Genomic DNA, 24,472 nt, shown 5'->3' with positions numbered 1-24,472 from the left:
AACCTATCTCTTAAACCAACGTTGTAATTTTTTGCGCGTACGGGTTCTTTGCCACTTTATTCCTAAAATGTTCATGCCTAAAACCACGCAAACCAAACCATAAGCAGGCCAAACATAGAGAGAATAACCGCCCATTGCCAACCATTCAAAAAACTGATTCATCAGATTCTTCCTCAAATTGAATCTTAACCCATGATTGCTTTCTCTCCCTGAATAAGACTTCATTACGTGCTTTTTCCAAAATAATCCATAAGGAATACAAGAAAAAACCCAGCAAAGTGAGTAACAAAGGATACAACATACTGAGGGCAATTTTGGGCTTGGTAAACACAGATAAAGTCGCGCCTTGATGTAAAGTGTTCCACCAATAAACTGAATAATGAATTATTGGCAAATCAATTAAACCGACCAAGGCTAAAATTGCTATTATTTTATCTCCATCTTCTTTATTTTTTACTGCTTGGTAAGTAGCCAAAATTGCCAGATAGAGTAACAAAAGCACTAATTCCGAGGTCAGGCGAGCATCCCATACCCACCAGGCACCCCACATGGGTTTGCCCCAAATGCTCCCTGTAATTAAAGCAAGAAATGCCATGCAGGCTCCTAATTGCGAGACTTTATGAATCAAAAGTCCTGCCATTTTGATACGCCACACCAACAATAAAATGGCTAGAAACCCCATCCAGGCATACAATGCCATTGACAAAAAAGCGCTGGGTACATGAACATAAATAATTCGATATGCGTCCCCCTGCTGATAATCCGGTGGGGCAAATACCAATCCCCAAACCATACCAATAGCCATGGTAGTCAAAGCACTGACTGCCAACCATGGAATGATACGTCCTGCGTAGTTATAAAAATTTTTTGGCGATGCCAACTGATACAATATCTTCCACATAGGAAACAATAAAATCAAAAAGAAGGATTCTACCACGCATCAAAACAATCACAAAATTTAGTTCCAGGCTTAGTCGATATGACTAATACGAATCACCGCAGCAATCGCATAAGGTAGAAAACCAATTGCCAATAGAGACATTGCCAATAATAAAGCCAGATAACCGCTAACCGGCAAACCTTGCATGGCAACACTCAAAGTACCACTACCAAATATCAGTAAAGGCAAAGTTAATGGCAATAGAATCAATGCCATCAAAGCACCGCGCTGATTTATCCCTACACTAAAAGCTGCCGCCAGCGCACATAAAAATAATATGGCAGGCGTCCCACAAATAAGGCTCAATAATAATATACAAGTTTCCCAAACATTGAATGAAAATAATATCGCAATCACAGGAGATAAGATCAATAAAGGGGTTACGGATACCAACCAGTGTGCCAAAACTTTAGCCGTCACAAGGAGATTTAATGCTTGTCCTGAAACCAGCCACTGCTCAAGGACCCCTTGTTCATAATCTTGTTGAAACAAACGCTCTAATGAAAGAAGCATAGATAATAAAATGGCCATCCACACCAATCCGGGGGCAAACATACGCATCAACATTAATTCTGGTCTTAGGGTAAGAGGAAAAATAAACAACAACATTAAAAAAAATAAACACGAATTAACTAAATATCTGATTTGCCGCACCTGGATTAATAGTTCACGCCTGAACTGTTTTCCGAATAATTGAAGTGTGAAATTCATAGATGATACTCCTCATAATCTGCCTTGTTTAAAGGCAAGTCCTGATGAGAAGTCAATAATACAGCGCCACCTTTTGCCCTATGCTCCTGAATTTTTGTGATAATCGTAACCAATGATGACTCATCAAGAGCAACCAGAGGCTCATCAAGCAACCATAATTTTGCTTTTGACATCCATAATCTTAATAAAGCAACTTGTCTTTTTTGTCCTGAGGATAGTAATCCGCATGGATAATCAATAAGATGTTCTAAACTGAATAACCTGCATAATTCTGTAATATTCAATACACCAGGAGAAAAGTGTATATCAAATAAACAATTTTCTCTTAGAGTAAGATAGGGATTGATCCCTGATCTATGCCCCACAAAACATAATTGCTTTTGATAGGTGCACAGATCCTTTTTTATAGGTTGTCTTTCGAAGAGAATTTCTCCGTTTTCAGGATTAAGCAAACCTGCGATTAATTTAAGTAAAGTCGTTTTTCCCGCTCCATTGGATCCTTTTAAATGCAATAAGCCCCCAGCAGGAAGATGAAAAGAAATTTGTTGCAACAACAGCTGATCATGGTAGTCAAAATCAAGTTCAATCACATCAAGCATAAAACACTTTATTATTAGATACACTCAGCTAACTATAACAGGACATAAGAAAAATCCCCAATGCCTTCATTAAAAGTTATTTAATTTTTACTTGCGAAGTGAGTGGATGATCGCCATAATCTGCTTTATTTTTTGCAAAGGTATATGATGGAATTCCTTAGTGAATATGGCATGTTTCTCTTAAAATGCATCACTCTCGTCATCGCATTACTCATTCTTCTGGCAGGCATATTTTCTATGGGTCGCAAAACCAAACCCAAACTGGAAATTACCTCTCTTAATGAAGAGTATGAGCACCTGAATGCCTTAATGAATAAAGAGATTTTAGGAAAAAAACCTGGAAAAAAGAAGAAAGATAAAACCAAGCGCCCGGTTCTTTATGTCATTGATTTTAGTGGTGATATTAAAGCAACTCAAGTTGAACAACTAAGAGATGAAGTCACATCGATATTAAGTATAGCAAAGCCTGAAGATGAAGTTTTAGTGAGATTAGAAAGCCCTGGAGGGGCCGTCAATGGCTATGGACTTGCTGCGTCACAATTACAGCGAATCCGTGATAAAAAAATTCCTTTGACTGTCAGTATAGACAAAATGGCAGCCAGCGGTGGGTATTTAATGGCCTGCGTAGCAAATAAAATAATTGCTGCCCCATTTGCAATAATTGGCTCTATAGGCGTAGTTGCTCAAATTCCTAACTTTCATCGCTGGTTAAAGAAAAATAACATTGATGTTGAGTTATTAACTGCAGGAGAATACAAACGCACCTTAACACTTTTTGCAGAAAATACCGAAAAAGGTAGAAAAAAGTTTCAGGAAGATTTGGAAAAAATTCATACCGCATTTAGAGAGTATGTTCTTAAAAATAGAAGTCAACTGGATATAGATAAGGTTGCAACTGGTGAACATTGGATAGCAAAAGACGCTTTTGATCTCCGGCTCGTCGATAAGTTAGCTACTAGTGATGAGTATTTAATAGAAAAAATGGCTGAGTTTAATGCATTTAAATTAACCGTCCATGCCAAATTGCCAATTATCAGCAAGTTACTAAAACCGGCAATGAGACTGATCCATCCATGGATTTAAAAATTAGTACTGAAACAGTCTAAGAGCGCTATTGAAATTCAATACCATTAAATTAGGCTGATGCAATAGGAAACGAGAGCAATTTATCATGAGCTTAAAGATAGATGATAGCCAAGGAACTTAATGAATTATTTAGAAAAAATTTTCAAAATCTGCCATTAACCAAAAGTTGAATCTCGGTATATAATTAAAGAATAACAATTTTTTCTGAGGAGTAAGACATGAGTGATTTCAAATCGAAGTTACCAGATCTTAATGAGTTAACATCAATGACTGCGAAATTATTCAAAGGAATTAAAAACAGTGTCAGCGAAATAATTCAGGATTACAAGCAAAAAAGAGCGCAGCCAGTTAGTACTGAAGAGAAACCCACAGAAGGTAAAGCAGCTGAAAGTAAGCCCGAACCAAAAACAGAAAGCAAACCTGAATCAAAAATAGAAGAAACACAGGAAAAAGAGAAATAATCCTGTGCTAGCCAATAAGTGATATGAAGTAAGCTGAATCTCTATCGTTCCATTCTTTCTGGTCGAGTTAAGCCATATTTGCGCATTTTTTCAACTAAAGTTGTCCTTCTCATGTTGAGATAACTAGCTGCATGAGCAACAACCCAATCTGACTCATCTAAGGCCTGGCTAATCAAGGCAAGTTCAGTCTTGACTAAATGTTCTTTTAAATCAATGCCTTCTGCATTAGCTACTGACTCCTGTTTTATTATTTGCAACAGAGTTTCACGCTCCGACCCAGAAGCCTCTATAGAGGATGGCTTGTATTCACCTTGAAATCGATGAGGCAAATCATTCTTGCCAATAATACCATTAGGGTAAAGAATGGATAGTCTCTCCACTAGATTAGCTAACTCTCTCACATTACCTGGCCAACTGTATTCGCATAAAGCATCCATAGCATCAGGCATTAATCGAACGGTAGGTCTGCCCTCTCCTTCTATTCGAGAAACCAGTTCATTAAAAAGAAGTGATAAATCACTACTTCTATTACGAAGTGGGGGCATTTCAATGGGAAATACATTCAATCTGTAAAATAAATCTTCTCTAAATTTCCCTTCTTGAATAGCAATTTCTAAATTTCTATGTGTAGCAGCAATAATACGAACATTTACCTCGATGCTTTTATTGGAACCTACTCTTTCAAAACAACGTTCTTGTAATACTCTTAATAACTTAACCTGCATAGCTAATGGCATATCGCCTATTTCATCCAGGAATAGAGTTCCTCCATTAGCCAACTCAAAACGCCCTTGCCTTGATGTAATCGCTCCTGTAAATGCCCCTTTTTCATGACCAAACAATTCACTCTCCAATAATTCCCCCGGGATTGCTCCACAATTTATGGGGACAAATGGTTTATTTGCTCGGGATGAAAGGGAATGTATATTGCGAGCAACAACTTCTTTACCCGTACCTGACTCACCCAAAATCAACACACTGGCCTCGGTATCTGCTACTTGCTCGATTAATTTGCGTACTTGACGAATGCCTTCACTATTCCCAACCAAACTTCTAAACAAGGGGGTTCTGTGGGTACCTGCAGTGATAAATTTAACTGCTTCTTTAGCTATTTGACACCTGTGAAGCGACTTAAGCATTTTTGCATAGCTGAACGGAAATGATAAACAATCAACCACATTTCGATCCGCGCATTCAGATGTAGAAAGCACGGCGTCAATAACCAATACAGGAGTTTTTGGAAACCGTTTAACTAATGCATCCAATTCATCCATCATTTTTTCAAAAGAGGCACATGCTCCAAGCACTATCACACTTGGATTAGGGTTAACACTCAACTGCCAATTGTCATATTGAGTGACCTCAGAGGATTGACCTATAAAATCAAAAATAGTCCGAAGCTTGTCACAACGTTCTTTATTATCATCGATAATATAAATCCTGTCATTGCTCCTCATAAACCTATCCTTAAGTTTGAGTCATTTAATTTAAAGTATCGGACACATAATGAATAACTGTCAAATAATTGTCACAATTTATTTTAACCGTCATAAAATCTATCAAATTAGGCCATATCGCTGTAATTAAAAAATTACCAATCTATCCTGATGCTAATTAAAAACTCATAGCCATCGCCCACCTAATCATTTGATTTATCTATAACAAATAATCATCTTAAACGCATTACACTGATTGCCAAAACATAATTCCTGACTTCCTATGGTTTTCGTAGCACTCACTTGAGTCTGCTTAACGAAATCCTTGGCTTGCATATATCCCATACGATTACAGAAAGAATTGGCTGCCTGTTTACCACAACCTTTATTACGTTCCAAACACCAATCGACCCGGTAATCATTGTAACGGGGTACGGCAAATTTCTTCTCTCGATAATGATAAGGTTGGGGAGGAGTATGTGATAAACCAATAGCACAAACTATCGTCATAAAACCATTACAACGCCATCCTTTACACTGAGCCCTGCTACCCAAATAATTGGTTAAACCTACGTTATAGGCAATGACATTTTGAGTAGAGTAATCATAACCCAACATTTGGCAATAACGATTGGCTACATCCTTTCCACACTCCTTCCCATCTAAAGTACAGTAATCAAGACGTTGTCCCAAATAAGTAGGATGCCAAAAATTCCTAAATGCCAAATTCTGCTTACTTGAAGCTGTTAACTGACCGCAAAAAGAAAAAAATAAAAGTATAAAAACCAGGAAATTTCTAAAATTGCTCATTATAACAATCCATTACCAAGTATTAGCACAATGTTAGCTTAGGATGACTGGAAGGCACAAGAGAGATTTATTCTTCTTTTAACAGTACTGCAATGAACGATTGTCTTACTGAGTTTTTTATATCTGCCTATGATTTAAAGATGACCAAAGGCAAAACCACTATACCAAGATAATTTTTCAAAGGTTATAAACAATGTTATAAATAGGAAATAAAATGAGATTATCAACCAGCACTTTAAAAGCCCATATCATAGGCTAGTCGTTTATGAAAAAATACTTAACTTTTGTAGTTTCAGGCTTAGCCTTCATTGCAATAATATGGTTTATTCGCTACTTATGGATAATTGGAACTGTCAAAGTTGTACATCCTGTTTATGGAACTGCAGTTCAAGCTGTTTATGCCACAGGAACAGTCGAACCAACCATCATGATGCCAATTGCCTCACAAAACACAGCCCGCCTTATCAAGTTGAATGCAGATGAGGGTTCTGAAGTCGTAAAGGGACAGATATTAGCCAGCCTGGAAGATGAACACCTGCAACATAACCTAAAAGAGCTGAAAGAACATGAAAAATTAGCAAAAATAAGATATGAACGGAATGCTCAATTAGTTAAAAAAGGGGTCATTTCCAAAGATGAATATGATCGCACCTTGTCTGAATGGCAAGCTGCCAGTGCCGCAGTGCACAGAATTGAAGCTCAAATCAGTTACTTACAACTAGTAGCCCCTGCCGATGGTCGTATCATTAAACGTGACGGTGAAGTTGGACAACTAATCCCAGCAAATCAACCTGTATTTTGGCTTTCATGCTGCGCTCCGCTAAGAATTTCAGCTGAAGTCGATGAAGAAGACATTATATTAGTCCAAGTCGGGCAAAAAGTGTTGATAAGATCAGATGCTTTTCCAAATCAAGTTTTTTATGGCCACGTCAAAAGCATCACCCCAAAAGGCGATCCAATAGCCAGAAGTTATAGAGTTCGTATTAGTTTTACAGAAAACAACCCTTTATTAATTGGCATGACAGCTGAAACCAATATTATTATCCATGAAAAGAAAAATGCCTTATTGCTGCCTGTGAGTAGTATTTCTGAAAACAAAGTTTGGCTTGTACAGGATGATGGGAAACTCTCTCAAAATACAGTGACTATTGGTGCAAAAGGATTGAATCAAATCGAGATTTTAAAAGGTGTAAGTATTCATGATCTGGTTGTATTACAACCTGATAATAAGCTAAAAAAAGGGCAAAAAGTACGTTTCATTCTTGTGAAACAGGAAGAATAATGAAGCTATTTTTAAAGATCGCTTTAAAACATTTACTGGCACGCAAACGACAAAGCCTGGTTTCTTTGATGGGCATTGTATTGGGAGTAGCCTTCTTTTTAACAATTTCTTCACTGATGCAGGGATCTGAAAAAGATTTTATTAGACGCTTAGTGGATAATTCACCTCATATTACGATTATCGATGAATATCGCAACCCTCGTATACAGCCTATTCAACAGCTATACAAACAGGGTGCTATTGAAATTCGCAGTGTTAAACCATTAACAGAACCTCGCGGGATTCGCGGCTATGAACAAACAATAAATAATTTATCGCTTACCATCCCGGGGATTGTTATTTCTCCTGTTCTAATTGGGCAAAGCTTAATTAGTTATGCAGGGAAAGATTATTCGGTCACTCTGAATGGTATGATTCCTGAAGAGATAAAAAAAGTTTCTACTATTGAAAATTATATGACTTCAGGTTCGATTGATGATCTCATAGTGAATCCCGATGGTATTGTCTTGGGAAGCGAGCTCTTGCGTAAATTATCCCTGACAAAAGATGATAACATCACTGTGACAACACCTAATGGTCAAATACGTACTTTCAAAATTCTTGGTGTATTTCGCACTGGCCGTTCAGATTTTGATACCAATCAGGCGTTCATTAGTATCAAACGCGCTCAAGCATTATTAAACCGACCTAACCGCGCCAATAACGTAATTATAAAACTTCCCAATCCCTATCAGGCCTATGAAATTGCCGCTCAAATTGAAAAACAGATAGGTTATAAAACTATTTCCTGGCAGGAAAAATCGGAAGATTTGCTCAATACACTGGTCATTCGAAATATCATTATGTATAGCGTGGTTAGTGCTGTTTTAATTGTCGCAGCATTTGGAATATATAATGTTATTTCGACTGTAGTAATGGAAAAACACAGAGACATTGCCATACTTAAATCAATCGGTTTTCAAAAACATGATATTCAATTTATTTTTATCATAGAAGGTTTTCTTCTCGGACTTGTTGGATGTTTGTTAGGACTGCCTTTGGGAAGTGGACTGATGTACAGTCTTATGCAAGTCCAATTCAAACCACCTGGAAGTTCTGAATTGATTAATATGCCACTCGATTGGAGTTACTTACAATTTGCCATTGCAACAGCTTTTGCAATGTTCGCCTCAATCATAGCTTCAGTTCTTCCTGCTCATAAAGCAGCGCTTGTTCATCCTGTTGATATCCTACGTGGAGGGGGAATGTGAGCAAGATTGTCATAAAAACAAAAGAGCTTTCGCGCCAACTGTCAGGTGAGGTTCCCGTCACTTTAGTCAAAGATATCAATCTCGAGGTCAGAGAAGGTGAGTTTTTAGTAATCTCTGGACCCTCAGGTTCTGGCAAATCGTCATTGCTTTATTTGCTAGGCTTGCTTGACAGACCTTCTCAAGGAATCATTTGGCTGAATGATGAAGATGTTTCAACTTATGAGGAAGAAAAACTGACCAGGTTGCGCTTAACTCAAATTGGCTATGTCTTTCAATTCCATTTTCTATTACCTGAATTTACAGCACTGGAGAATGTGATGTTGCCTATGCAACGTTTAGGCAAACTAAGTCTGGTGGAAATGAAAAACCGAGCTACCAAACTTTTAACCAGCTTAGGCTTAGAGGATCAATTATCAAAATTACCTCAACAACTCTCAGGAGGCCAAAGCCAGCGAGTAGCTATTGCACGAGCTCTGGCCAATGATCCTATATTGCTCTTGGCAGACGAGCCAACTGGAAATCTTGATACCGCTTCAAGTACCAATGTGCAAAATATACTAAAAGAACTTGCTCATGAATACAAAAGAGCAGTGATCATTGTAACCCATGATATTAATTTTGCTGCGACAGCGGACAGAGTAATTCACATTGTAGATGGTAAAATGCAAGTATAGTTTTCTTGACTTCCTTCCAGTCAATACTTACTCCATCAATTTCATCATGATCTATTCTTCAAGACGAACGAAAAACCCCAAGGTCGAGGAAAAAAATGTTTTTAATGAGGGAGTTTAGATAAACTAAATGACCGAATTAAAAACATTTTTTAACAAAGAGATTGGGGTTTATCGTAAGTCCTGTTTTTTTAAATCGGATTAGGACTATCTATAAACCAATGTTGCAAGTCAAAATAGTTTGCAAGATAAGCCCCAAGGGATTGAATGCCAAAACGCTCCGTGGCGTGATGACCACAAGAAAAATATTGTATACCCAATTCCATAGCCTGATAAAACGTTCGTTCAGAAACTTCACCGCTTAAATAAGCATCAACGCCAAGTTGATAAGCTTCCTCTATAAAGTCCTGTGCTGCTCCTGTACACCAGGCTATGGAGTGGATCATTTTTTCATTTCCCGCAATGTGTACAGGATACCGACCAAGTTTATGTTCTAAGAAAATGGAAAACTGGTCGCTATTCATTGCCTTTGATAATTTTCCAGACCAAAGCAGATTGGCCGTATTGTTGATCTTATTCATCTCAGGGGATTCTATTAACAACAAATTCGCCAAGCTGGCATTATTTCCTAACTCAGGATGACAATCCAAAGGCAAATGATAAGCAAATAAATTCATGTTATGGCCTAGTAGCTTAGCAAGCCTTCGCCTTTTCATTCCGGAAATAACAGGATTTTCACCTCTCCAGAAATAGCCATGGTGAACTAACAGTGCATCAGCTTGCCGTTCAATAGCCTGGGAAATCACATCCTCTGATGCACTGACTGCCGTACAGATACGTTTGATATTGTCTTTACCTTCAACTTGAATTCCATTAGGTGCATAATCCTGATATTGAGAGCAATTCAAGAAATCCAGTAAAAAAAGGTTTAATTCATCTCTTGTAATCACCTGTCAGAAACTCTCTTAATGTCCGCTCCCAATAGAGATAACTTTTCTTCTATTCGCTCATAACCTCTATCAACATGATAAATTCGCTCGACTATTGTTTCCCCTTCAGCAACCAAGCCTGCGAGAATCAAACTGGCTGATGCCCTTAAATCAGTAGCCATTACCGGTGCACCAGTTAATTTTTCAACACCATGAACGATAGCTGTATTTCCATTGAGTTGAATATTAGCTCCCATTCTCTGTAACTCTTGGACATGCATAAATCGGTTTTCAAAAATAGTTTCTATAATAGTTGATGAACCTTCTGCTACAGAATTCATTGCCATAAATTGAGCTTGCATATCTGTCGCAAATGCGGGATAAGGGGCGGTAGAAATATTAACTCCCTGAGGGCGTTTGTTATGCATATTTAAACTGACCCAATCCTCACCAATAGTTAATTCCGCGCCCGCCTCCTCGAATTTACATAATTGGGACAATAAAGTATCAGGACGTACTTTCTTAACAGTAACTTGACCACGAGTAAGTGCTCCGGCTGCCAAATAAGTGCCCGCTTCTATTCTATCGGACATGACTGAATAAGTCCCTCCGCTTAATGACTCCACACCTTCTATTTCAATAGTTGAAGTACCTGCTCCTCGTATTTTCGCCCCCATTTGAATCAGAAAGTTAGCCAAATCGACCACTTCAGGTTCACGCGCAGCATTTTTAATCGTGGTAATGCCTTCTGCCAACACAGCAGCCATTAATACATTTTCAGTTCCTGTGACAGTAACTGTGTCAAACATCAAGCGTTTACCTTGCAGACGTCCCTTTTTGCAACGGGCATTAATATAGCCATTTTTAACAGTAATGTCTGCCCCCATGGCTCTTAATGCTTTTAAATGCAGATCAACTGGTCTTGTTCCAATGGCACATCCACCGGGCAAGGAAACATCTGCCTTACCGAAGCGAGTCAGCATTGGACCTAATACCAGAATGGAAGCGCGCATTGTTTTGACCAGATCGTAAGGAGCAACAAACTCATTGACTTGACTGGAATCAACCTGAACATTCATCTTTTCATCAACGATTAAATGAGCACCTAATTGTCCTAACAGTTCCATCATGGTAGTGATGTCTTTAAGATGAGGTACATTAGATATTGTGACATGATCACTAGCTAATAGACTGGCAGCCATGATTGGAAGGGCAGCGTTTTTTGCTCCCGAAATAACCACTTCACCATGTAATGCTTTACCACCATTAATCAATAATTTATCCATGTTGCTTCCCCCATTCTTCTTTTGTCCATGTCTTCATACTGATAGCATGAAGCCTTCCGGTGGTAATAAAGTCTTTAAGCTGGGCATAAACCCATTGCTGTCTTGCTACTTTAGACTTATTAAGAAAGATATCGGTCACTACAGTTACCTGATATTGATAACCATCCCCTTCTACCTTGACATAAAATACATCGTCAATTTCATTAAGTCTTTGTTCAATTTCTTCATTACTTAACATAAACTTAGCTCACTAATTAAAATAAATACAAATTTTTTATACTTTTATTGATAAAAATTAATGGATATGACTAAATGATTATCAAAAATTCCGTGTCTACGCCCTCATTCTCTATAATTTAGATTGTTTAACCAGCCATAACATTACTTCAAAATTCATGGGAATTTATCAATTCAGGAGGACAACTAGAGTCTGTTAACTTGAAACCCAAGACCTTGATTTTTAAGCAACGGAGCACAGAAAACCCGCGTTTTAAAGCCAAGATAGTAGTAATGTCGATAGATCCTAGCGCTCTAAAGGGATAAGTTCTATGGAATAGTAAATAGCTCTAGCTCTGAATTATTTCAAGATGTTTGTAAAATAGTCTTCACTCCACAGAATTCAGCCAGGGATTGAGTTTCAGGAGATATTCCTATTACATCAAAAACCTTATTATTTTGTTTACATAATTTTCTAGCTTCAATAATTAAAGCAAGTCCAGCACTATCGCAATGGGTCACCTCGCTTAAGTCAAGACAAAATTTCTCTTTGGTATCTTCCATTAAAGCTTTATACAGCTTGTCACGAACCGATACCACTGATTTGAATGTAAGCTCAGCGCCAGGTTTAAAGTTATTAATTTCCACAATCAGGAAGCCTTTTTAATTTGTTTTTGTTGCATTTCCTTAATCACTTGACTGATACTGGAATGTTGCAGTGCCTGAGCAAATTGCGATCTAAAACTTTGCAACAAACTAACACCTTCAACACTTATATCATAAATTTTCCATTTCCCATTCTTGGACACAAGACTATAACTTAATGGTATATTTTGTCCCGCAGAACGCACAATCACACTATTTACACGAATAAACCGACTATTTAAAGAACCGCGTAAAGGTAAAAATTGCACTGTTTCATCGGAATATTGGGCCAATGGGCTGGAATATGTACGAATTACCAAGCGAGTAAATGCTTTTGAGAACTGAACTCTTTCTGCTTCAGTGGCTTTACTCCAGGCTTGCCTTCCCAGGACTGAACGAGACATACCAGCAACGTCAACGTTAGGTAAAAGATTCTCCTCAACCGCTTTGTAAATAATCTCAGGATTACTTTTTAAACGCGCTTTATTTTCTTTGAGAATAGAAATAATTTGATTAGCAGCGCGTTCCAACATAGGGATAGGAGAGGTTTGAGCAACCATTGATTGAGATAATGTCATCAACACAACTAATAAAATTGTTTTAAAAACTCTCATGGTTCACCTATTTTTTTATATTAAATAATAATTGGCCTATAAGATTTTCAAGGATAATTGCTTCCTGAGTCTTCGCAATGGTATCTCCATCACGTAAATAGGGATGATCTGTGTCACCGTCCTCGTCAAAACCGGGAACGATACTAATATAATTCGAACCAAGCAAGCCTTCGGTCAAAATTCGTGCAGAAGCATCCTCATAAGGAATCTTTTTATCACTATTCAAAGTCATAGTGACTCTTGCATTGAGCTCACCTGGCTGCAACTCAATTCGACTGACCTCACCAATACGAACACCTGCAACGGTTACTGGAGCTCGCACCTTTAAACCACCGATATCAGTAAAGTCTGCTGTGACACGGTAAGTTTTATCAGACATAAAATCAGTAATGTTACTCACTTTCATCGCCATTACTAATAATGCAAGCAGCCCAAGCAACATAAATATTCCTACACTAATGTCTACATAACGTTGCTTTTTCATTTACCAATCTCCAATCATCATTGCAGTCAACAAGAAATCAAGACCTAATACAGCAAGCGACGAGTATACTACAGTTTTAGTTGTAGCATGACTGATGCCTTCAGCTGTTGGCACACACTCAAAACCTTGGTATACAGAAATCCAGGTGACCACAAATGCGAAAACCAAGCTTTTTATAATCCCGCTTAAGATATCTATACGAAAATTTACTGCAGCTTGCATATTAGACCAAAAACTCCCTGCATCCACACCTAACCAGTAAACACCAATAAAATAACCGCCATATATAGCTACTGCAGAAAAAATCAAAGCAAGTATCGGTAACGCAATAAATCCTGCCACAAAACGCGGATAAACCACTCTTCCTAAAGGATCTACTCCCATCATATCCATACTGGATAACTGTTCTGTTGCTTTCATTAAACCAATTTCAGCTGTAAGAGCAGACCCAGCACGCCCTGCAAACAACAGAGCGCTAATCACAGGTCCTAATTCTCTGGCGACACTTAAAGCCAATAATTGACCTAATTGACTTGAAGCACCAAATTTTTGTAACGTATTATAGCCCTGAAGTCCGACAACCATACCAATAAACAAGGCTGATACCACAATAATTAAACAAGACAATACCCCGATAAAATAAAGCTGATAACGTAATAATGGCCATAACCTTAAAAGATTAGGCTTCCTGAACAACATAGAAAATAAAAACAGTCCTGAACTGCCAATACCTTGTAAGGCTTGTACACCTCGATTCCCCAGACGCGCGATTGTGTCAAGCATTTAATAACTCCTCTGTATACGGCTTTGCCGGATAATGGAAAGGCACCACCCCATCCGCTTCTCCATGCATAAACTGTCTTATCTGAGGCTCAATAGATCGCTTTAATTCATCCGGAGTACCTTGACCTATAATTTTACCCCCTGATATTAAGTAGATATAATCTGCTATTGAACAAGTTTCTTCAACATCATGAGATACGATAATAGTAGTGGTATGCAATAATTGATTCAATCGTTGTATTAATCTGACCAATACCCCCATAGAAATTGGATCTTGCCCCGTAAAAGGCTCATCATACATCATTAATACAGGGTCAAGGGCAATAGTTCTGGCTAATGCAACTCTCCTGCACATTCCACCTGATAATTGAGCGGGCATTAGATGGGCGGCTCCACGCAAACCAACTGCTTCGAGTTTCATTAATACAATGTTTCTTATCATGGATGCATTTAATTCAGTATGTTCTCTTAATGGAAAAGCAACATTTTCAAATACTGAAAGATGTGTAAATAAGGCACTACTTTGAAAAAGTAATCCCATGTTTCGCCTGGTTTCATAAAGTGATTTGCGGGATAATTGATGAATATTCTGTCCATTAACATAAATTTCACCACTGTCAGGCCTTAATTGCGCACCTATTAACCGCAGTAAAGTAGTCTTTCCAGAACCACTGGGTCCCATAATAGCGGTAATCTTGCCTTGCTTAACTACCATATCAATGCCATCAAAAATGCAGTGATCATCAAGGCTAAAGAATAGATTTTTTATTTCAACCCAATTATCAGGCATGTTTTATTATCCAATTATTATTTTAACGGGTAATGATGTCCAGTTTGATATCCATCAAAGACAGGTAATGCTTTATTATATCTTTAATTAAGAAGTATATACTGGATAAATAAAAATGTGTTTAATAATTGCGTTTCCATTAAAAAAAAACTTTTTTAAAGTTTTTTTACAACACCAATTTCTCAATAATCACTCATAAAATGCAAATAAAAATCTTTTTTAAAAATTAAAGCTCAATATGTATGTTTTTTGGATAAATAATAATGTTATAAGCTATCCATATGTTTCAGTTACTCAAATATAGGGTACATCATTTAAATGCATTATGTTAGAATGAAAACCAAACAAAATTACGACTCAACGACCTATGAACTTTTGCACACTTGGACTAGCAGTTATTGAAACTGAAGCACAAGCTGTATTTGAGCTAACTCAACGAATTGATGAACATTTTGAAAAAGCTTGTGAATTACTCTTATCATGCAAAGGGCGTATTGTTGTCACAGGCATGGGAAAATCTGGTCATATAGCTAATAAACTGGCCTCTACTTTTTCCAGTACTGGAAGCCCCGCTTTTTTTATGCATCCTGGAGAAGCAAGTCATGGAGACTTGGGTATGATAACCCGCCAGGATATAGTTGTTGCCATTTCCAATTCGGGCAATACCCATGAAATAGTTACTTTGCTTCCATTATTAAAAAGGCTTGAAGTCCCCTTAATTACATTGACCGGCAATAAACAATCAACTCTGGCTAAATCTGCCGATGTCAATTTGGATGTCAGTATTAAACAAGAGGCCTGCCCGCTGGGTCTTGCTCCAACAACCAGTACTACGGTATCGCTGGTTATGGGAGATGCATTGGCTATATCTCTTTTACAAGCACGGGGATTTAGCGCAGAGGATTTCGCCCTTTCCCATCCCGGAGGAACACTTGGCAAGAAGCTCCTGCTAAGAATAGATGATTTATGCCATACAGGAGAGCAACTTCCATTAGCGAATGAAAACGCAACAGTGAGTGAGGCTTTAATTGAAGTCACGAATAAGAAACTGGGAATGACTTGTGTTGTAGACAAACATGGCTACTTAGTAGGTGTTTATACTGATGGCGATATCCGCCGGACATTGACACGTCAATTTAATATCAACACTACTCTAATCAAGGACGTCATGACTAAAAACTGCAGAACTATCCCTAAAGGCATGTTGGCCGCCGAAGCTTTAGCAATTATGCAAAAATATAGCATCACATCCCTGGTGGTGGTTGAAAATGATAATAGACCTTATGCGGTACTCCATTTACATGACTTGCTAAAAGCAGGTGTTTTTTAATATAGAGAAAAAAATGAACGACTTATTGGAAAAAGCGAAAAAAATTAAATGTCTTATTTGTGATGTTGATGGAGTGCTCAGTGATGGTCTTCTTCACATTGATAATCATGGTAATGAACTGAAATCATTCCATGTACAAGATGGAATGGGATTAAAATTACTAATGGCCGCCGGGATACAAGTTGCAATCATTACTACTGCTCAAAACGCTGTAGTTGACCATCGAATGGAGCAATTAGGTATAACTCATTATTATAAAGGTCAGGTTGATAAACGTAACGCTTACCAACATCTAAAAAAAATATTGGGACTTAATGATGAAGAGTTCGCCTATATTGGCGATGATTTGCCTGACTTACCCTTAATACAACAAGTGGGATTAGGGGTTGCAGTCAGTAATGCTGTACCACAAGTTCTGGAATTTGCTGATTGGAGAACAGAGCGAACTGGTGGTCGAGGTGCGGTTCGGGAATTGTGTGACTTAATTCTTAACGCACAAAATAAAGCAGAATTAGCAATCACAGGCTATTTAAAACAATGAATACTACCAAGCAAGCAATTTGGCTATTCTTGACCTTGCTTATTTTAGCAGGCTCCGGTTGGTATTATGCTCATTTTAATCAATCTATTATCAATAAGAAAATGCTCTCAAATGAAGTTGACACAACAATTTCACAGCTTACCGTCAAACAATTTAATTCAGAAGGTGTGTTAATTAACTTATTAACTACTCCACAGGTAGAATATATTCCTAACAATAATCTTCATTTGCTTAAAAAACCTCATATTATTATTAAGCAAGACAATCAACCCGCGTGGGAAATCAATTCATTACGGGCAAAATCGTTTGATGGTGGTAAGCAAATTACTTTTATAGAGCAAGTAGTAGTTCATCAAAATCCGGGAGAAAGCACCAGGGAAAGCACTTTAAAAACTGAAGAGATTACTTATTATCCCAAGGAAAAAAAAGCAACAACAAGTCTTTTTGTAACCTTTGAACAACCAGGCAATATCATACAGTCTACTGGAATGAATGCCTATTTGGATGAAAAAAGAGTAGAATTACTCCATAAAGCCAGAGGTAGTTATGACCCAGCTAAAGGTTAAATACATTATACTATTATTGTTGATGTTGTGCTCCATTTCAGGAAATGCTCTTCCGTTTGATAAGGAAAAAATGGTGCAAGTAGTTTCTGATTCAGCCGATTTAAATCAGAAAAATCATCAGGGAGTCTATATAGGAAATGTTGAGTTCGTTCAAGGATCAACCAATTTACGTGCAGCAAAAGCCATTACGCAAGGAGATGCCAAAAATCAGCTCACTTTAGCCATCGCTGAAGGCTCTAAAGATAAACAGGCTCATTATTGGACTATAACAGCCCCCGATAAACCCCCATTCCATGCCTATGCTGATACTATAAAATATTACCCGCTAAAACATTTAATCGAATTAATAGGGAATGCTCGCATAGAACAGGGACCCAACTCTCTTTCAGCAGCCAAAATTAGTTATGATACTCAGCAACAACATGTTTTATCACATAGTGACGAAAAAACAAGAACGACAATAATTATTTATCCTGAAAAAAAATCATGAGTTTACTAGAGGCCAAGCAATTAAAAAAATCATTTAAGGGCCGAACAGTTGTGAATGGTGTTAGCATTCACATTAAGCAAGGTGAGTGTGTCGGTTTGTTGGGTCCTAACGGAGCGGGCAAAACCACTTGTTTTTATATGATTGTAGGTCTGCAACCCTGTGATGAAGGTCACATTATTCTTAACGGAAAAGACATAACTCAAGATGCCATGCACCTGAGAGCAAGGCATGGTATTAGTTACCTTCCGCAAGAAGCCTCTGTTTTTAGAAAACTTACTGTTGCCGAAAATATCATGGCAATTCTGGAACTAAGAAAAGATTTAGATGATCAAACGCGCGAAGAAAAGCTCGATCTTCTATTACAAGAGTTTCATATTTCTCACATAGAAAACAGCTTGGGCATGGCATTATCTGGCGGCGAAAGAAGACGCGTTGAGATTGCAAGAGCCCTGGCAATAGAACCATCCTTTATCTTGCTTGATGAGCCTTTTGCGGGGGTTGATCCAATTTCTGTAATCGATATCAAAAAAATTATCCTGCATTTGTGTGATAAAGGTATAGGGGTTTTAATTACAGATCATAACGTGAGAGAGACTTTAGACATTTGTGAACGCGCTTATATTGTCAGTCAGGGAAAAATTCTTTGCGAAGGAACACCCAAAGACATACTTGCCAATCAGCAAGTAAGACAGGTTTATTTGGGTGAAGAATTTGCTTTGTAGCCTCATTTGAAAGAATACATTTTAATTATAATTATGTTGCTAATTATTGATAACTACGATTCATTTACATACAACCTGGTACAGTATTTCCAGAGCTTAAATCAAAAAGTTGAAGTTTTTAAAAATGACGAAATTCAAATTGATACTATCAGGCAATCAGCTCCGCAATACCTGGTCATTTCACCGGGACCCAACTCTCCTGATGAATCAGGAATCTCTATAGAAGTCATTAAAGAGTTTCACAAGCATATTCCGATATTGGGTATTTGCCTTGGCCATCAGTGCATAGCTCAGGCATTTGGAGGCAAAATCATCCCAGCCCCAGAAATCATGCATGGTAAAACCTCAGAAATCACCCATCATTACCAGGGCTTATTTACAGGAATACCAAATCACTTTCAAGCGACGAGATATCATTCTTTAGCCGTGGATATCATGAGCTTGCCCAATTGCTTTTCGATAGATGCATGGGCAGACGATACAATAATGGCAATATCACATCGTCAATTTCCTCTTTTTGGTCTACAATTTCATCCTGAAGCCATATTAAGTCAATTTGGCTTACAAATACTCGAGAATTTTTTACGTTATGAAACCCAAACTTCTATTTGAACAACTTCTATCCCGACAGGATTTAAGCGCAGACCAGATGCAAGAAGTCATCCATGCTTGTATGACAGGCGAGTTTAGTGATGTGCAAATTGCAACCTTTCTGGTGTTAATGCGCATGAAAGGTGAAACAGTCAATGAACTTACTGCAGCGGCCAAAGTCATGAGACAATTAGCCCACAAAATAGACTTAGGAAATAACCTGATTGATATAGTTGGCACTGGCGGAGATGGAAGAAATACTTTTAATGTATCAACAGCCTGTAGTTTTGTTGTGGCCGCAGCAGGAATAAAGGTTGCAAAACATGGTAACCGTTCCGTTTCAAGCCGAAGTGGCAGCGCTGATCTATTAGAACAAGCCGGATTTATACTCAACCTTTCTGACATGCAGATACAAAACTGCATCAACGAATGTCAATTGGCTTTCTTGTTTGCGCCACATTATCATCCTGCCATGCAACATGCGAGAGCAGCGAGACAACAATTAGGAATAAGAACTTTATTTAATTTACTTGGTCCACTGATTAACCCAGCTCAGGTAAAAAGACAAGTGGTTGGCGTATTTTCAACGAGTTGGCTCAAAACAATAGCCACTGTTCTGGCCAACTTAGGTAGTGAAAGAGCATTAGTAATAAGCTCTCAAGATGGACTGGATGAGATTAGTATTGCTGCGAAAAGTGAAGTAGTTGAATACCGTGATGGAAATTTTAAGCAATGGTTCATTTATCCCGAAGATTATGGCCTAAAGCATTCTTCTTTAGATGCAATCATAGTGGATTCACCAGAACAAAGTCTACATTTAATTCAATCCGTACTTTCAGGGGATTCTGGCCCAGCTCGAGATATAGTCCTTCTCAATTCTGCTGCAGCCATTTATTGTGCCAAAGATGACATATCGTTTGATGCATCCATAGAGGAAGCAAGAATTGCGATTGATAGTGGTAAGGCAAATCATTGTTTTAACAAACTCCGATTATTGACTCAAACTTTAAATAAAGAATCAAATCATGAATAGTATCCTGGAACGCATAGCCAAACATAAACTGGAAGAAGTTGCAGTTGCAAAAAAAAATAAGCCTTTACATGTTCTATCAAAACAACAACCGGGTGAAATACGTGACTTCATAACTGCTTTAAAATCCAATACCTCACCTGCAATCATCGCTGAGATAAAAAAGGCTTCTCCAAGCAAAGGTTTAATTCGAAAAGATTTTAACGTTGCAGAAATTACCAAGATTTATACCCAAAATGGCGCAAGATGCTTATCTGTTTTAACGGATATTAAGTTTTTTCAAGGTCATCCTGATTATTTGGCTTTGGCAAAATCAAAAACCACTTTGCCCTTATTGCGTAAAGACTTTATTATTGATTCTTATCAAATCTATGAAAGCCTTGTCTTGGGCGCTGATTGCATTTTACTGATTGTCGCATTATTAGATGATGTTCAATTAATGGATTTTTGCCAACTGGCTCAAGAACTTAAAATGTCTGTTTTGGTTGAAAGCCACACGCAAGATGAATTAGAAAGAGCCTTACGCTTACCTACCCCTCTTATAGGTATTAACAACCGCAGCCTTCACACCTTTAAAACAGACATTCAATTGAGTATCCAATTAAAACAATTGGTCCCTAAAGATAAAATTATTATTACTGAAAGCGGAATTAATACCCGTGAAGACATAAAATTAATGCAATCCCATGGTATTAATGCCTTTTTGATTGGAGAGAGTTTAATGAGAGCCGATAACATCGGGAAAGCATTACAGAAACTAATGACTGACTAAATAAACTACTCAAAACCTGGCTCCGGAGTTTGACTCGGCTCAGGCTCAGGCAGCTCGGGATAACCCGGCTCCAGAGGCTCTGGATTATCAGGGTACTCTAAAGGTTGTTCAGGGTACTCTGATGGCTCCTCTGGATACTCAATTGGTTGTTCTGGTGTTTCAGTTGTATTCAAAGTATCGCCTCCTTCTGATAGTTCTATTCAAAGTATAGCAAAATCAATTTTAGCAATCATTTTGGTAAATACTCTTGCCCATGATACACTTTTTCATAAAATCCACATTAGAAACCTCAATGCCTCCCTAGCGCCACAGGAACAGGACTTACGAAAAACCCCAAGGTCAAGGCAAAAAAAGTTTTTAACGAAGAGATTGGGGTTTTTCGTAAGTCCTTAAGAAGAGGGCATTAAACTTTTGTAAGGTATTTTATATGAATGTAGTAATTATCACTGGTGCAGCAAGTGGCATTGGACATGCCTTAAGTCAAGTTTGTCTTAGCAATGGAAAAACTATAGTCATGGTTGATAAGAATCAGGACAAATTACATACAGAAGCCCAATCACTCATGACAAAATTTTCTCCTGAACATGTTATTTGCTTTGCCTGCGATGTAACCAAACCATCAGAAGTAGAACGACTCGCGGAATATTCCTGTAAACAACTAGGCCAGGTAGACTGGATATTTAATAATGCAGGAATCATCGGCAATTTACTTCCAGCCTGGGAATTACAAGCAAGTGATATTAATCAGGTAATGGAAGTGAATTTGCACGGGATGCTGAATATGATTCGCTCATTCATGCCTTATTTATTCAAACAGAATTTCCGTTCTCATATTATCAATATAGCCAGCCTATATGCCTTATGTACAGGCTCACAAATGGCTGCCTATTCCATGTCAAAACATGCTGTGCTAGCCTTATCGGAGTCATTATATTTTGATCTCAATCGCCTTAAAAAACCTGTAGATGTTTCCGTGGTATTTCCTTCTTTTACAGATACTTCATTATTAGCGAGTAATGGAAAATTAAACCATTCTCCAATCCACAGCCAATTAAACAACTTGCTAGCGCATTCTCGACCAGCCATTGAAGTTGCAGAACATATAGTAAGGGAAGTGGAACAAAAGAGATTTTACATTTTGCCCGATAAAGAAGTGAAAGGATATTGTGAAGACAGAACCAAAGCCATAGTGTTACAGGAAAATCCTCATCGTAACAGTGTCGAACAGTTAATGTGTTCTTTATTAAAGCGACAATCATAAGAAGTTAATCTGTAAATTATATCCGATTTTCAAAACAGAATAAGTGTATGCTGGCTTATAACTGATGTGATCATCCGCGCTTTAACATTCATATAATCATTCAGAAGCTAGGGATAGAACTTCAGTCTCCTATGTTTTTGGCCTAGCATTTCTAACAATTCTCTTCTGAAAATATGATAATCCACCTCTAAAGCATGGCGCATATGAGATTTAAATCGATGATGGGGTTTATTGATCTCTTTGGCTATTTTTCGATGTAATTGATCAGGTCGTTTTAAAATTCCCGCAATAATACGAGCCACTATTTTTGATTGATAATCAGCCAAAGGCCAAATGCAACCTTGAGGTTGGCATAGGCCAATGAAATACAAATTTTCAAACTCGGGGTGCATCATTTTTCGATATAAAGGAATGGTGGTAGAGTTACTAAAATCAATACAACTTTTATCAAAAAATGGAAAACTGATTTGATAGCCCGTAGCGAAAATAACCGTATCAAACTCCCCCTGGCTTCCATCAGTGAAATGAACTGTGTTGCCCTCAAATCTCAATATACCGGGACGAGGGTGTATTTTGCCATGGCGAATAAAATACAAGAGCTCGGAATTAATAGTAGGATGAATTTCCAACGGACCACAATCAGGTTTCATTAATTTATACTTGGCATATCGGCCTTGCAATCCTCTAATAACCAGGCTTATAAACTTCTGCCTTAACCAGGATGGCATCCATTGTATTTTAGCTACTGCCACATCCGTTGGTTTACCAAAAATAAATTTGGGGAAAATATGATATCCCCTACGCATGCTAATGCAAGTTCCAGGTGCAACTCGCGATATTTCAACTGCTACATCACAAGCTGAATTGCCACCACCAACAACCAATACCCGCTTGTCTTTAAAAATTGAAGCTTTTTTATATTGGTGAGAATGAAGTGTCTCTCCGTCAAACACTCCAGGATATACCGGCATAAAGGGATCCCAATGATGGCCATTTGCTACCAACAAATAATCATAACAGGCTTCATGAATTCCTTCGCCATCCTCATAGATAACATGCCATGTATTATCATCCAATCGATGTACCTTTTGTACTGCTGTGTTAAAACGAATGTATTGAGCTAATTGAAAATGATCCACATAGTTTTGAAAATATTTTAAAAGCTGGGCGTGTGAAGGATAGTCCGGGTAATCAGCAGGCATAGGGAAATCTTCAAACTCAGACCAGCGTTTTGAACTGATGATATGCGTCGTTTCATAAACACTGGAATGCTCATTTTGCTCATCATAAACCCAATTGCCGCCTATTTGATTGTTTTTTTCAAAAACAGTAACATTGGTAATACCCTGTTCTTGCAAATTTTTAATGGCGGCAATGCCGCTAGGACCGGCACCAATAACGCAGACACGAGCAGACAAACGGTCTTTAAGCACCCTTTTTATTTCCATCAACTAACACCTTATCAACTTTATCCATTATCATCGCTTGTAAAATTTCGTCTTTATCAATTGTGAAGTGATTTACTTTTATTCCTTTTATCGAATCAACATTGACATTGTCAATCTTGGTCAATTGAGGATCAACTGCCCTGAGTTTTAACCCGCTAAACATCGGTACAAAACCAGGTTTATATACATTCAAGGCTTGCTTAACATTGGGAGGCACAATAGTTTGTGATACCGCATCGACTGTCACTAACAAAGCAACAGGTACACCGGCGGTATTCAAATTTCGCGCCACTTTGATTTGTTCATTTGCGCCTAAAGAATGTCCTACTAAAATAATTGGTTTGTGGTCTTTCTCTTTATAGTAATGGTCAATAATATATCGGCTTACTGCTCCAGCGTTATACCACATCGTGCTATGAGCTGTGATATGGTACTTTTCAGACACTTTATCACGAAGTGTGTACATCCCCTTACTGAAAATTCCCAAACCGCCAAGCATAGTATGGACTTCGCCTTTTTTTAATGACATATTTTGTGCTTTGGACTTCTTGTCAGGGACATTAGAAATTGCAGGTTGCTCTTCTTTCTTGATATAAGTATTTCGTGAGCCCGTCAAATCCACACAAGCTGTTAAACTACTAACAATCAACAACAATAAAAATGATTTGAAAAAACGTATTTGCAGATTGCCAAAATAGTTCATATTAATATTATTATTGTAATTATTT

At 37.9% G+C, this 24,472-nt stretch carries 31 protein-coding genes; 14 read left to right on the top strand and 17 right to left on the bottom strand.

Annotated elements, in window-relative coordinates; all coding sequences use genetic code 11:
• Window positions 1-3: 3 nt before the first annotated feature.
• From ccmD to ccmA, 4 genes are all read right to left on the bottom strand, one after another.
• Window positions 4-162, bottom strand: coding sequence for a heme exporter protein CcmD (gene ccmD / locus OQJ02_RS04450; RefSeq protein ID WP_011945969.1), 159 nt, complete (start codon window positions 160-162; stop codon window positions 4-6).
• Window positions 146-901 (bottom strand): heme ABC transporter permease CcmC, encoded by a 756-nt coding sequence (gene ccmC, locus OQJ02_RS04445; RefSeq protein WP_416209883.1) that lies wholly within the window; start codon window positions 899-901, stop codon window positions 146-148. Before ccmC ends, ccmD begins: the two co-directional genes overlap by 17 nt.
• Before the next feature lie 69 nt (window positions 902-970).
• The gene (ccmB, locus tag OQJ02_RS04440) at window positions 971-1,651 is read right to left on the bottom strand and encodes a heme exporter protein CcmB (protein ID WP_265718046.1); all 681 of its coding nucleotides are present in this window, start codon (window positions 1,649-1,651) and stop codon (window positions 971-973) included.
• A complete protein-coding gene (ccmA, locus tag OQJ02_RS04435; protein ID WP_265718045.1) occupies window positions 1,648-2,250 on the bottom strand; it encodes a heme ABC exporter ATP-binding protein CcmA in 603 nt (200 codons plus the stop codon). Before ccmA ends, ccmB begins: the two co-directional genes overlap by 4 nt.
• A 147-nt stretch (window positions 2,251-2,397) precedes the next feature.
• On the opposite strand from ccmA, the gene sohB reads away from it, so the two are divergent.
• Both sohB and OQJ02_RS04425 read left to right on the top strand, forming a co-directional pair.
• On the top strand, window positions 2,398-3,333 hold the full coding sequence (sohB, locus tag OQJ02_RS04430) for a protease SohB (protein ID WP_265718044.1): 936 nt from the start codon (window positions 2,398-2,400) through the stop codon (window positions 3,331-3,333).
• Between the two features lie 221 nt (window positions 3,334-3,554).
• Window positions 3,555-3,797, top strand: a complete 243-nt coding sequence (locus tag OQJ02_RS04425; RefSeq protein WP_265718043.1) for a hypothetical protein — start codon at window positions 3,555-3,557, stop codon at window positions 3,795-3,797.
• Between the two features lie 41 nt (window positions 3,798-3,838).
• Here OQJ02_RS04425 and OQJ02_RS04420 read toward each other — a convergent pair whose 3' ends face one another.
• Together OQJ02_RS04420 and OQJ02_RS04415 are read right to left on the bottom strand one after the other, a co-directional pair.
• Window positions 3,839-5,254, bottom strand: a complete 1,416-nt coding sequence (locus OQJ02_RS04420) for a sigma-54 dependent transcriptional regulator (protein ID WP_265718042.1) — start codon at window positions 5,252-5,254, stop codon at window positions 3,839-3,841.
• 195 nt (window positions 5,255-5,449) lie between these two features.
• Window positions 5,450-6,043: a hypothetical protein gene (locus OQJ02_RS04415; RefSeq protein WP_265718041.1), complete on the bottom strand. Its 594-nt coding sequence runs from the start codon at window positions 6,041-6,043 to the stop codon at window positions 5,450-5,452.
• Window positions 6,044-6,308: 265 nt separating this feature from the next.
• Here OQJ02_RS04415 and OQJ02_RS04410 point away from each other — a divergent pair, with 265 nt between their 5' ends.
• The 3 genes from OQJ02_RS04410 to OQJ02_RS04400 are packed head-to-tail and all read left to right on the top strand — an operon-like array spanning window position 6,309 to window position 9,249.
• Complete coding sequence (locus OQJ02_RS04410) at window positions 6,309-7,325, top strand: efflux RND transporter periplasmic adaptor subunit (RefSeq protein ID WP_265718040.1); 1,017 nt, start codon at window positions 6,309-6,311, stop codon at window positions 7,323-7,325.
• On the top strand, window positions 7,325-8,575 hold the full coding sequence (locus tag OQJ02_RS04405; RefSeq protein ID WP_265718039.1) for an ABC transporter permease: 1,251 nt from the start codon (window positions 7,325-7,327) through the stop codon (window positions 8,573-8,575). The genes OQJ02_RS04410 and OQJ02_RS04405 overlap by 1 nt, the downstream gene beginning before the upstream one ends.
• The gene (locus OQJ02_RS04400) at window positions 8,572-9,249 is read left to right on the top strand and encodes an ABC transporter ATP-binding protein (RefSeq protein ID WP_265718038.1); all 678 of its coding nucleotides are present in this window, start codon (window positions 8,572-8,574) and stop codon (window positions 9,247-9,249) included. The genes OQJ02_RS04405 and OQJ02_RS04400 overlap by 4 nt, the downstream gene beginning before the upstream one ends.
• 188 nt (window positions 9,250-9,437) lie before the next feature.
• On the opposite strand, the gene OQJ02_RS04395 is transcribed toward OQJ02_RS04400, so the two are convergent.
• The 8 genes from OQJ02_RS04395 to OQJ02_RS04360 all read right to left on the bottom strand — a co-directional run bounded on the left by OQJ02_RS04395 (window position 9,438) and on the right by OQJ02_RS04360 (window position 14,993).
• On the bottom strand, window positions 9,438-10,196 hold the full coding sequence (locus OQJ02_RS04395; protein WP_265718037.1) for a Nif3-like dinuclear metal center hexameric protein: 759 nt from the start codon (window positions 10,194-10,196) through the stop codon (window positions 9,438-9,440).
• Window positions 10,193-11,461 (bottom strand): UDP-N-acetylglucosamine 1-carboxyvinyltransferase, encoded by a 1,269-nt coding sequence (gene murA / locus OQJ02_RS04390; protein ID WP_265718036.1) that lies wholly within the window; start codon window positions 11,459-11,461, stop codon window positions 10,193-10,195. Before murA ends, OQJ02_RS04395 begins: the two co-directional genes overlap by 4 nt.
• The gene (locus OQJ02_RS04385) at window positions 11,454-11,699 is read right to left on the bottom strand and encodes a BolA family protein (RefSeq protein ID WP_027221209.1); all 246 of its coding nucleotides are present in this window, start codon (window positions 11,697-11,699) and stop codon (window positions 11,454-11,456) included. The genes murA and OQJ02_RS04385 overlap by 8 nt, the downstream gene beginning before the upstream one ends.
• Window positions 11,700-12,043: 344 nt before the next feature.
• A complete protein-coding gene (locus OQJ02_RS04380; protein WP_265718035.1) occupies window positions 12,044-12,325 on the bottom strand; it encodes an STAS domain-containing protein in 282 nt (93 codons plus the stop codon).
• Window positions 12,326-12,327: 2 nt separating this feature from the next.
• Window positions 12,328-12,936 carry an MlaC/ttg2D family ABC transporter substrate-binding protein gene (locus OQJ02_RS04375; RefSeq protein WP_265718034.1) on the bottom strand — a complete coding sequence of 203 codons (609 nt, stop codon included), beginning with the start codon at window positions 12,934-12,936 and terminating at the stop codon, window positions 12,328-12,330.
• Between the two features lie 7 nt (window positions 12,937-12,943).
• Window positions 12,944-13,420: an outer membrane lipid asymmetry maintenance protein MlaD gene (gene mlaD / locus OQJ02_RS04370; RefSeq protein ID WP_027268076.1), complete on the bottom strand. Its 477-nt coding sequence runs from the start codon at window positions 13,418-13,420 to the stop codon at window positions 12,944-12,946.
• Window positions 13,421-14,203, bottom strand: coding sequence for a lipid asymmetry maintenance ABC transporter permease subunit MlaE (gene mlaE, locus OQJ02_RS04365; RefSeq protein WP_265718033.1), 783 nt, complete (start codon window positions 14,201-14,203; stop codon window positions 13,421-13,423).
• On the bottom strand, window positions 14,196-14,993 hold the full coding sequence (locus OQJ02_RS04360; RefSeq protein ID WP_265718032.1) for an ABC transporter ATP-binding protein: 798 nt from the start codon (window positions 14,991-14,993) through the stop codon (window positions 14,196-14,198). Before OQJ02_RS04360 ends, mlaE begins: the two co-directional genes overlap by 8 nt.
• Before the next feature lie 367 nt (window positions 14,994-15,360).
• On the opposite strand from OQJ02_RS04360, the gene OQJ02_RS04355 reads away from it, so the two are divergent.
• Genes OQJ02_RS04355 through trpC form a run of 8 tightly spaced genes read left to right on the top strand, consistent with a single transcriptional unit; the run spans window position 15,361 to window position 21,035 of the window.
• The gene (locus OQJ02_RS04355; RefSeq protein ID WP_265718031.1) at window positions 15,361-16,323 is read left to right on the top strand and encodes a KpsF/GutQ family sugar-phosphate isomerase; all 963 of its coding nucleotides are present in this window, start codon (window positions 15,361-15,363) and stop codon (window positions 16,321-16,323) included.
• 13 nt (window positions 16,324-16,336) lie between these two features.
• Window positions 16,337-16,864 (top strand): 3-deoxy-manno-octulosonate-8-phosphatase KdsC, encoded by a 528-nt coding sequence (gene kdsC / locus OQJ02_RS04350; protein WP_265718030.1) that lies wholly within the window; start codon window positions 16,337-16,339, stop codon window positions 16,862-16,864.
• On the top strand, window positions 16,861-17,430 hold the full coding sequence (lptC, locus tag OQJ02_RS04345) for an LPS export ABC transporter periplasmic protein LptC (protein WP_265718029.1): 570 nt from the start codon (window positions 16,861-16,863) through the stop codon (window positions 17,428-17,430). The genes kdsC and lptC overlap by 4 nt, the downstream gene beginning before the upstream one ends.
• Window positions 17,411-17,920 carry a lipopolysaccharide transport periplasmic protein LptA gene (lptA, locus tag OQJ02_RS04340; RefSeq protein ID WP_265718028.1) on the top strand — a complete coding sequence of 170 codons (510 nt, stop codon included), beginning with the start codon at window positions 17,411-17,413 and terminating at the stop codon, window positions 17,918-17,920. The genes lptC and lptA overlap by 20 nt, the downstream gene beginning before the upstream one ends.
• The gene (lptB, locus tag OQJ02_RS04335; protein WP_265718027.1) at window positions 17,917-18,642 is read left to right on the top strand and encodes an LPS export ABC transporter ATP-binding protein; all 726 of its coding nucleotides are present in this window, start codon (window positions 17,917-17,919) and stop codon (window positions 18,640-18,642) included. The genes lptA and lptB overlap by 4 nt, the downstream gene beginning before the upstream one ends.
• 33 nt (window positions 18,643-18,675) lie before the next feature.
• Window positions 18,676-19,254 carry an anthranilate synthase component II gene (locus OQJ02_RS04330; protein WP_010946571.1) on the top strand — a complete coding sequence of 193 codons (579 nt, stop codon included), beginning with the start codon at window positions 18,676-18,678 and terminating at the stop codon, window positions 19,252-19,254.
• Window positions 19,232-20,266, top strand: a complete 1,035-nt coding sequence (trpD, locus tag OQJ02_RS04325; RefSeq protein WP_265718026.1) for an anthranilate phosphoribosyltransferase — start codon at window positions 19,232-19,234, stop codon at window positions 20,264-20,266. Before OQJ02_RS04330 ends, trpD begins: the two co-directional genes overlap by 23 nt.
• Entirely contained in the window at window positions 20,259-21,035 is a 777-nt protein-coding gene (gene trpC / locus OQJ02_RS04320) for an indole-3-glycerol phosphate synthase TrpC (protein ID WP_265718025.1), read from the top strand. The genes trpD and trpC overlap by 8 nt, the downstream gene beginning before the upstream one ends.
• Window positions 21,036-21,040: 5 nt before the next feature.
• Here trpC and OQJ02_RS04315 read toward each other — a convergent pair whose 3' ends face one another.
• A complete protein-coding gene (locus tag OQJ02_RS04315) occupies window positions 21,041-21,208 on the bottom strand; it encodes a hypothetical protein (protein WP_154219853.1) in 168 nt (55 codons plus the stop codon).
• Between the two features lie 254 nt (window positions 21,209-21,462).
• On the opposite strand from OQJ02_RS04315, the gene OQJ02_RS04310 reads away from it, so the two are divergent.
• Window positions 21,463-22,296, top strand: coding sequence for an SDR family NAD(P)-dependent oxidoreductase (locus OQJ02_RS04310; protein ID WP_265718024.1), 834 nt, complete (start codon window positions 21,463-21,465; stop codon window positions 22,294-22,296).
• A 107-nt stretch (window positions 22,297-22,403) separates the two neighbouring features.
• Here the strand turns inward: OQJ02_RS04310 and OQJ02_RS04305 are convergent, their stop codons facing one another.
• Window positions 22,404-23,744, bottom strand: coding sequence for a flavin-containing monooxygenase (locus OQJ02_RS04305; RefSeq protein WP_265718023.1), 1,341 nt, complete (start codon window positions 23,742-23,744; stop codon window positions 22,404-22,406).
• A complete protein-coding gene (locus tag OQJ02_RS04300) occupies window positions 23,722-24,447 on the bottom strand; it encodes a hypothetical protein (protein ID WP_265718022.1) in 726 nt (241 codons plus the stop codon). The genes OQJ02_RS04305 and OQJ02_RS04300 overlap by 23 nt, the downstream gene beginning before the upstream one ends.
• Window positions 24,448-24,472: the final 25 nt, after the last annotated feature.

It is taken from the genome of Legionella sp. PATHC032 (assembly GCF_026191185.1).
Classification (GTDB): Bacteria; Pseudomonadota; Gammaproteobacteria; order Legionellales; family Legionellaceae; genus Legionella.
The sequence above is the reverse complement of the archived record's forward strand: the minus strand, read 5'-3'. Positions and strand labels throughout refer to the sequence as shown.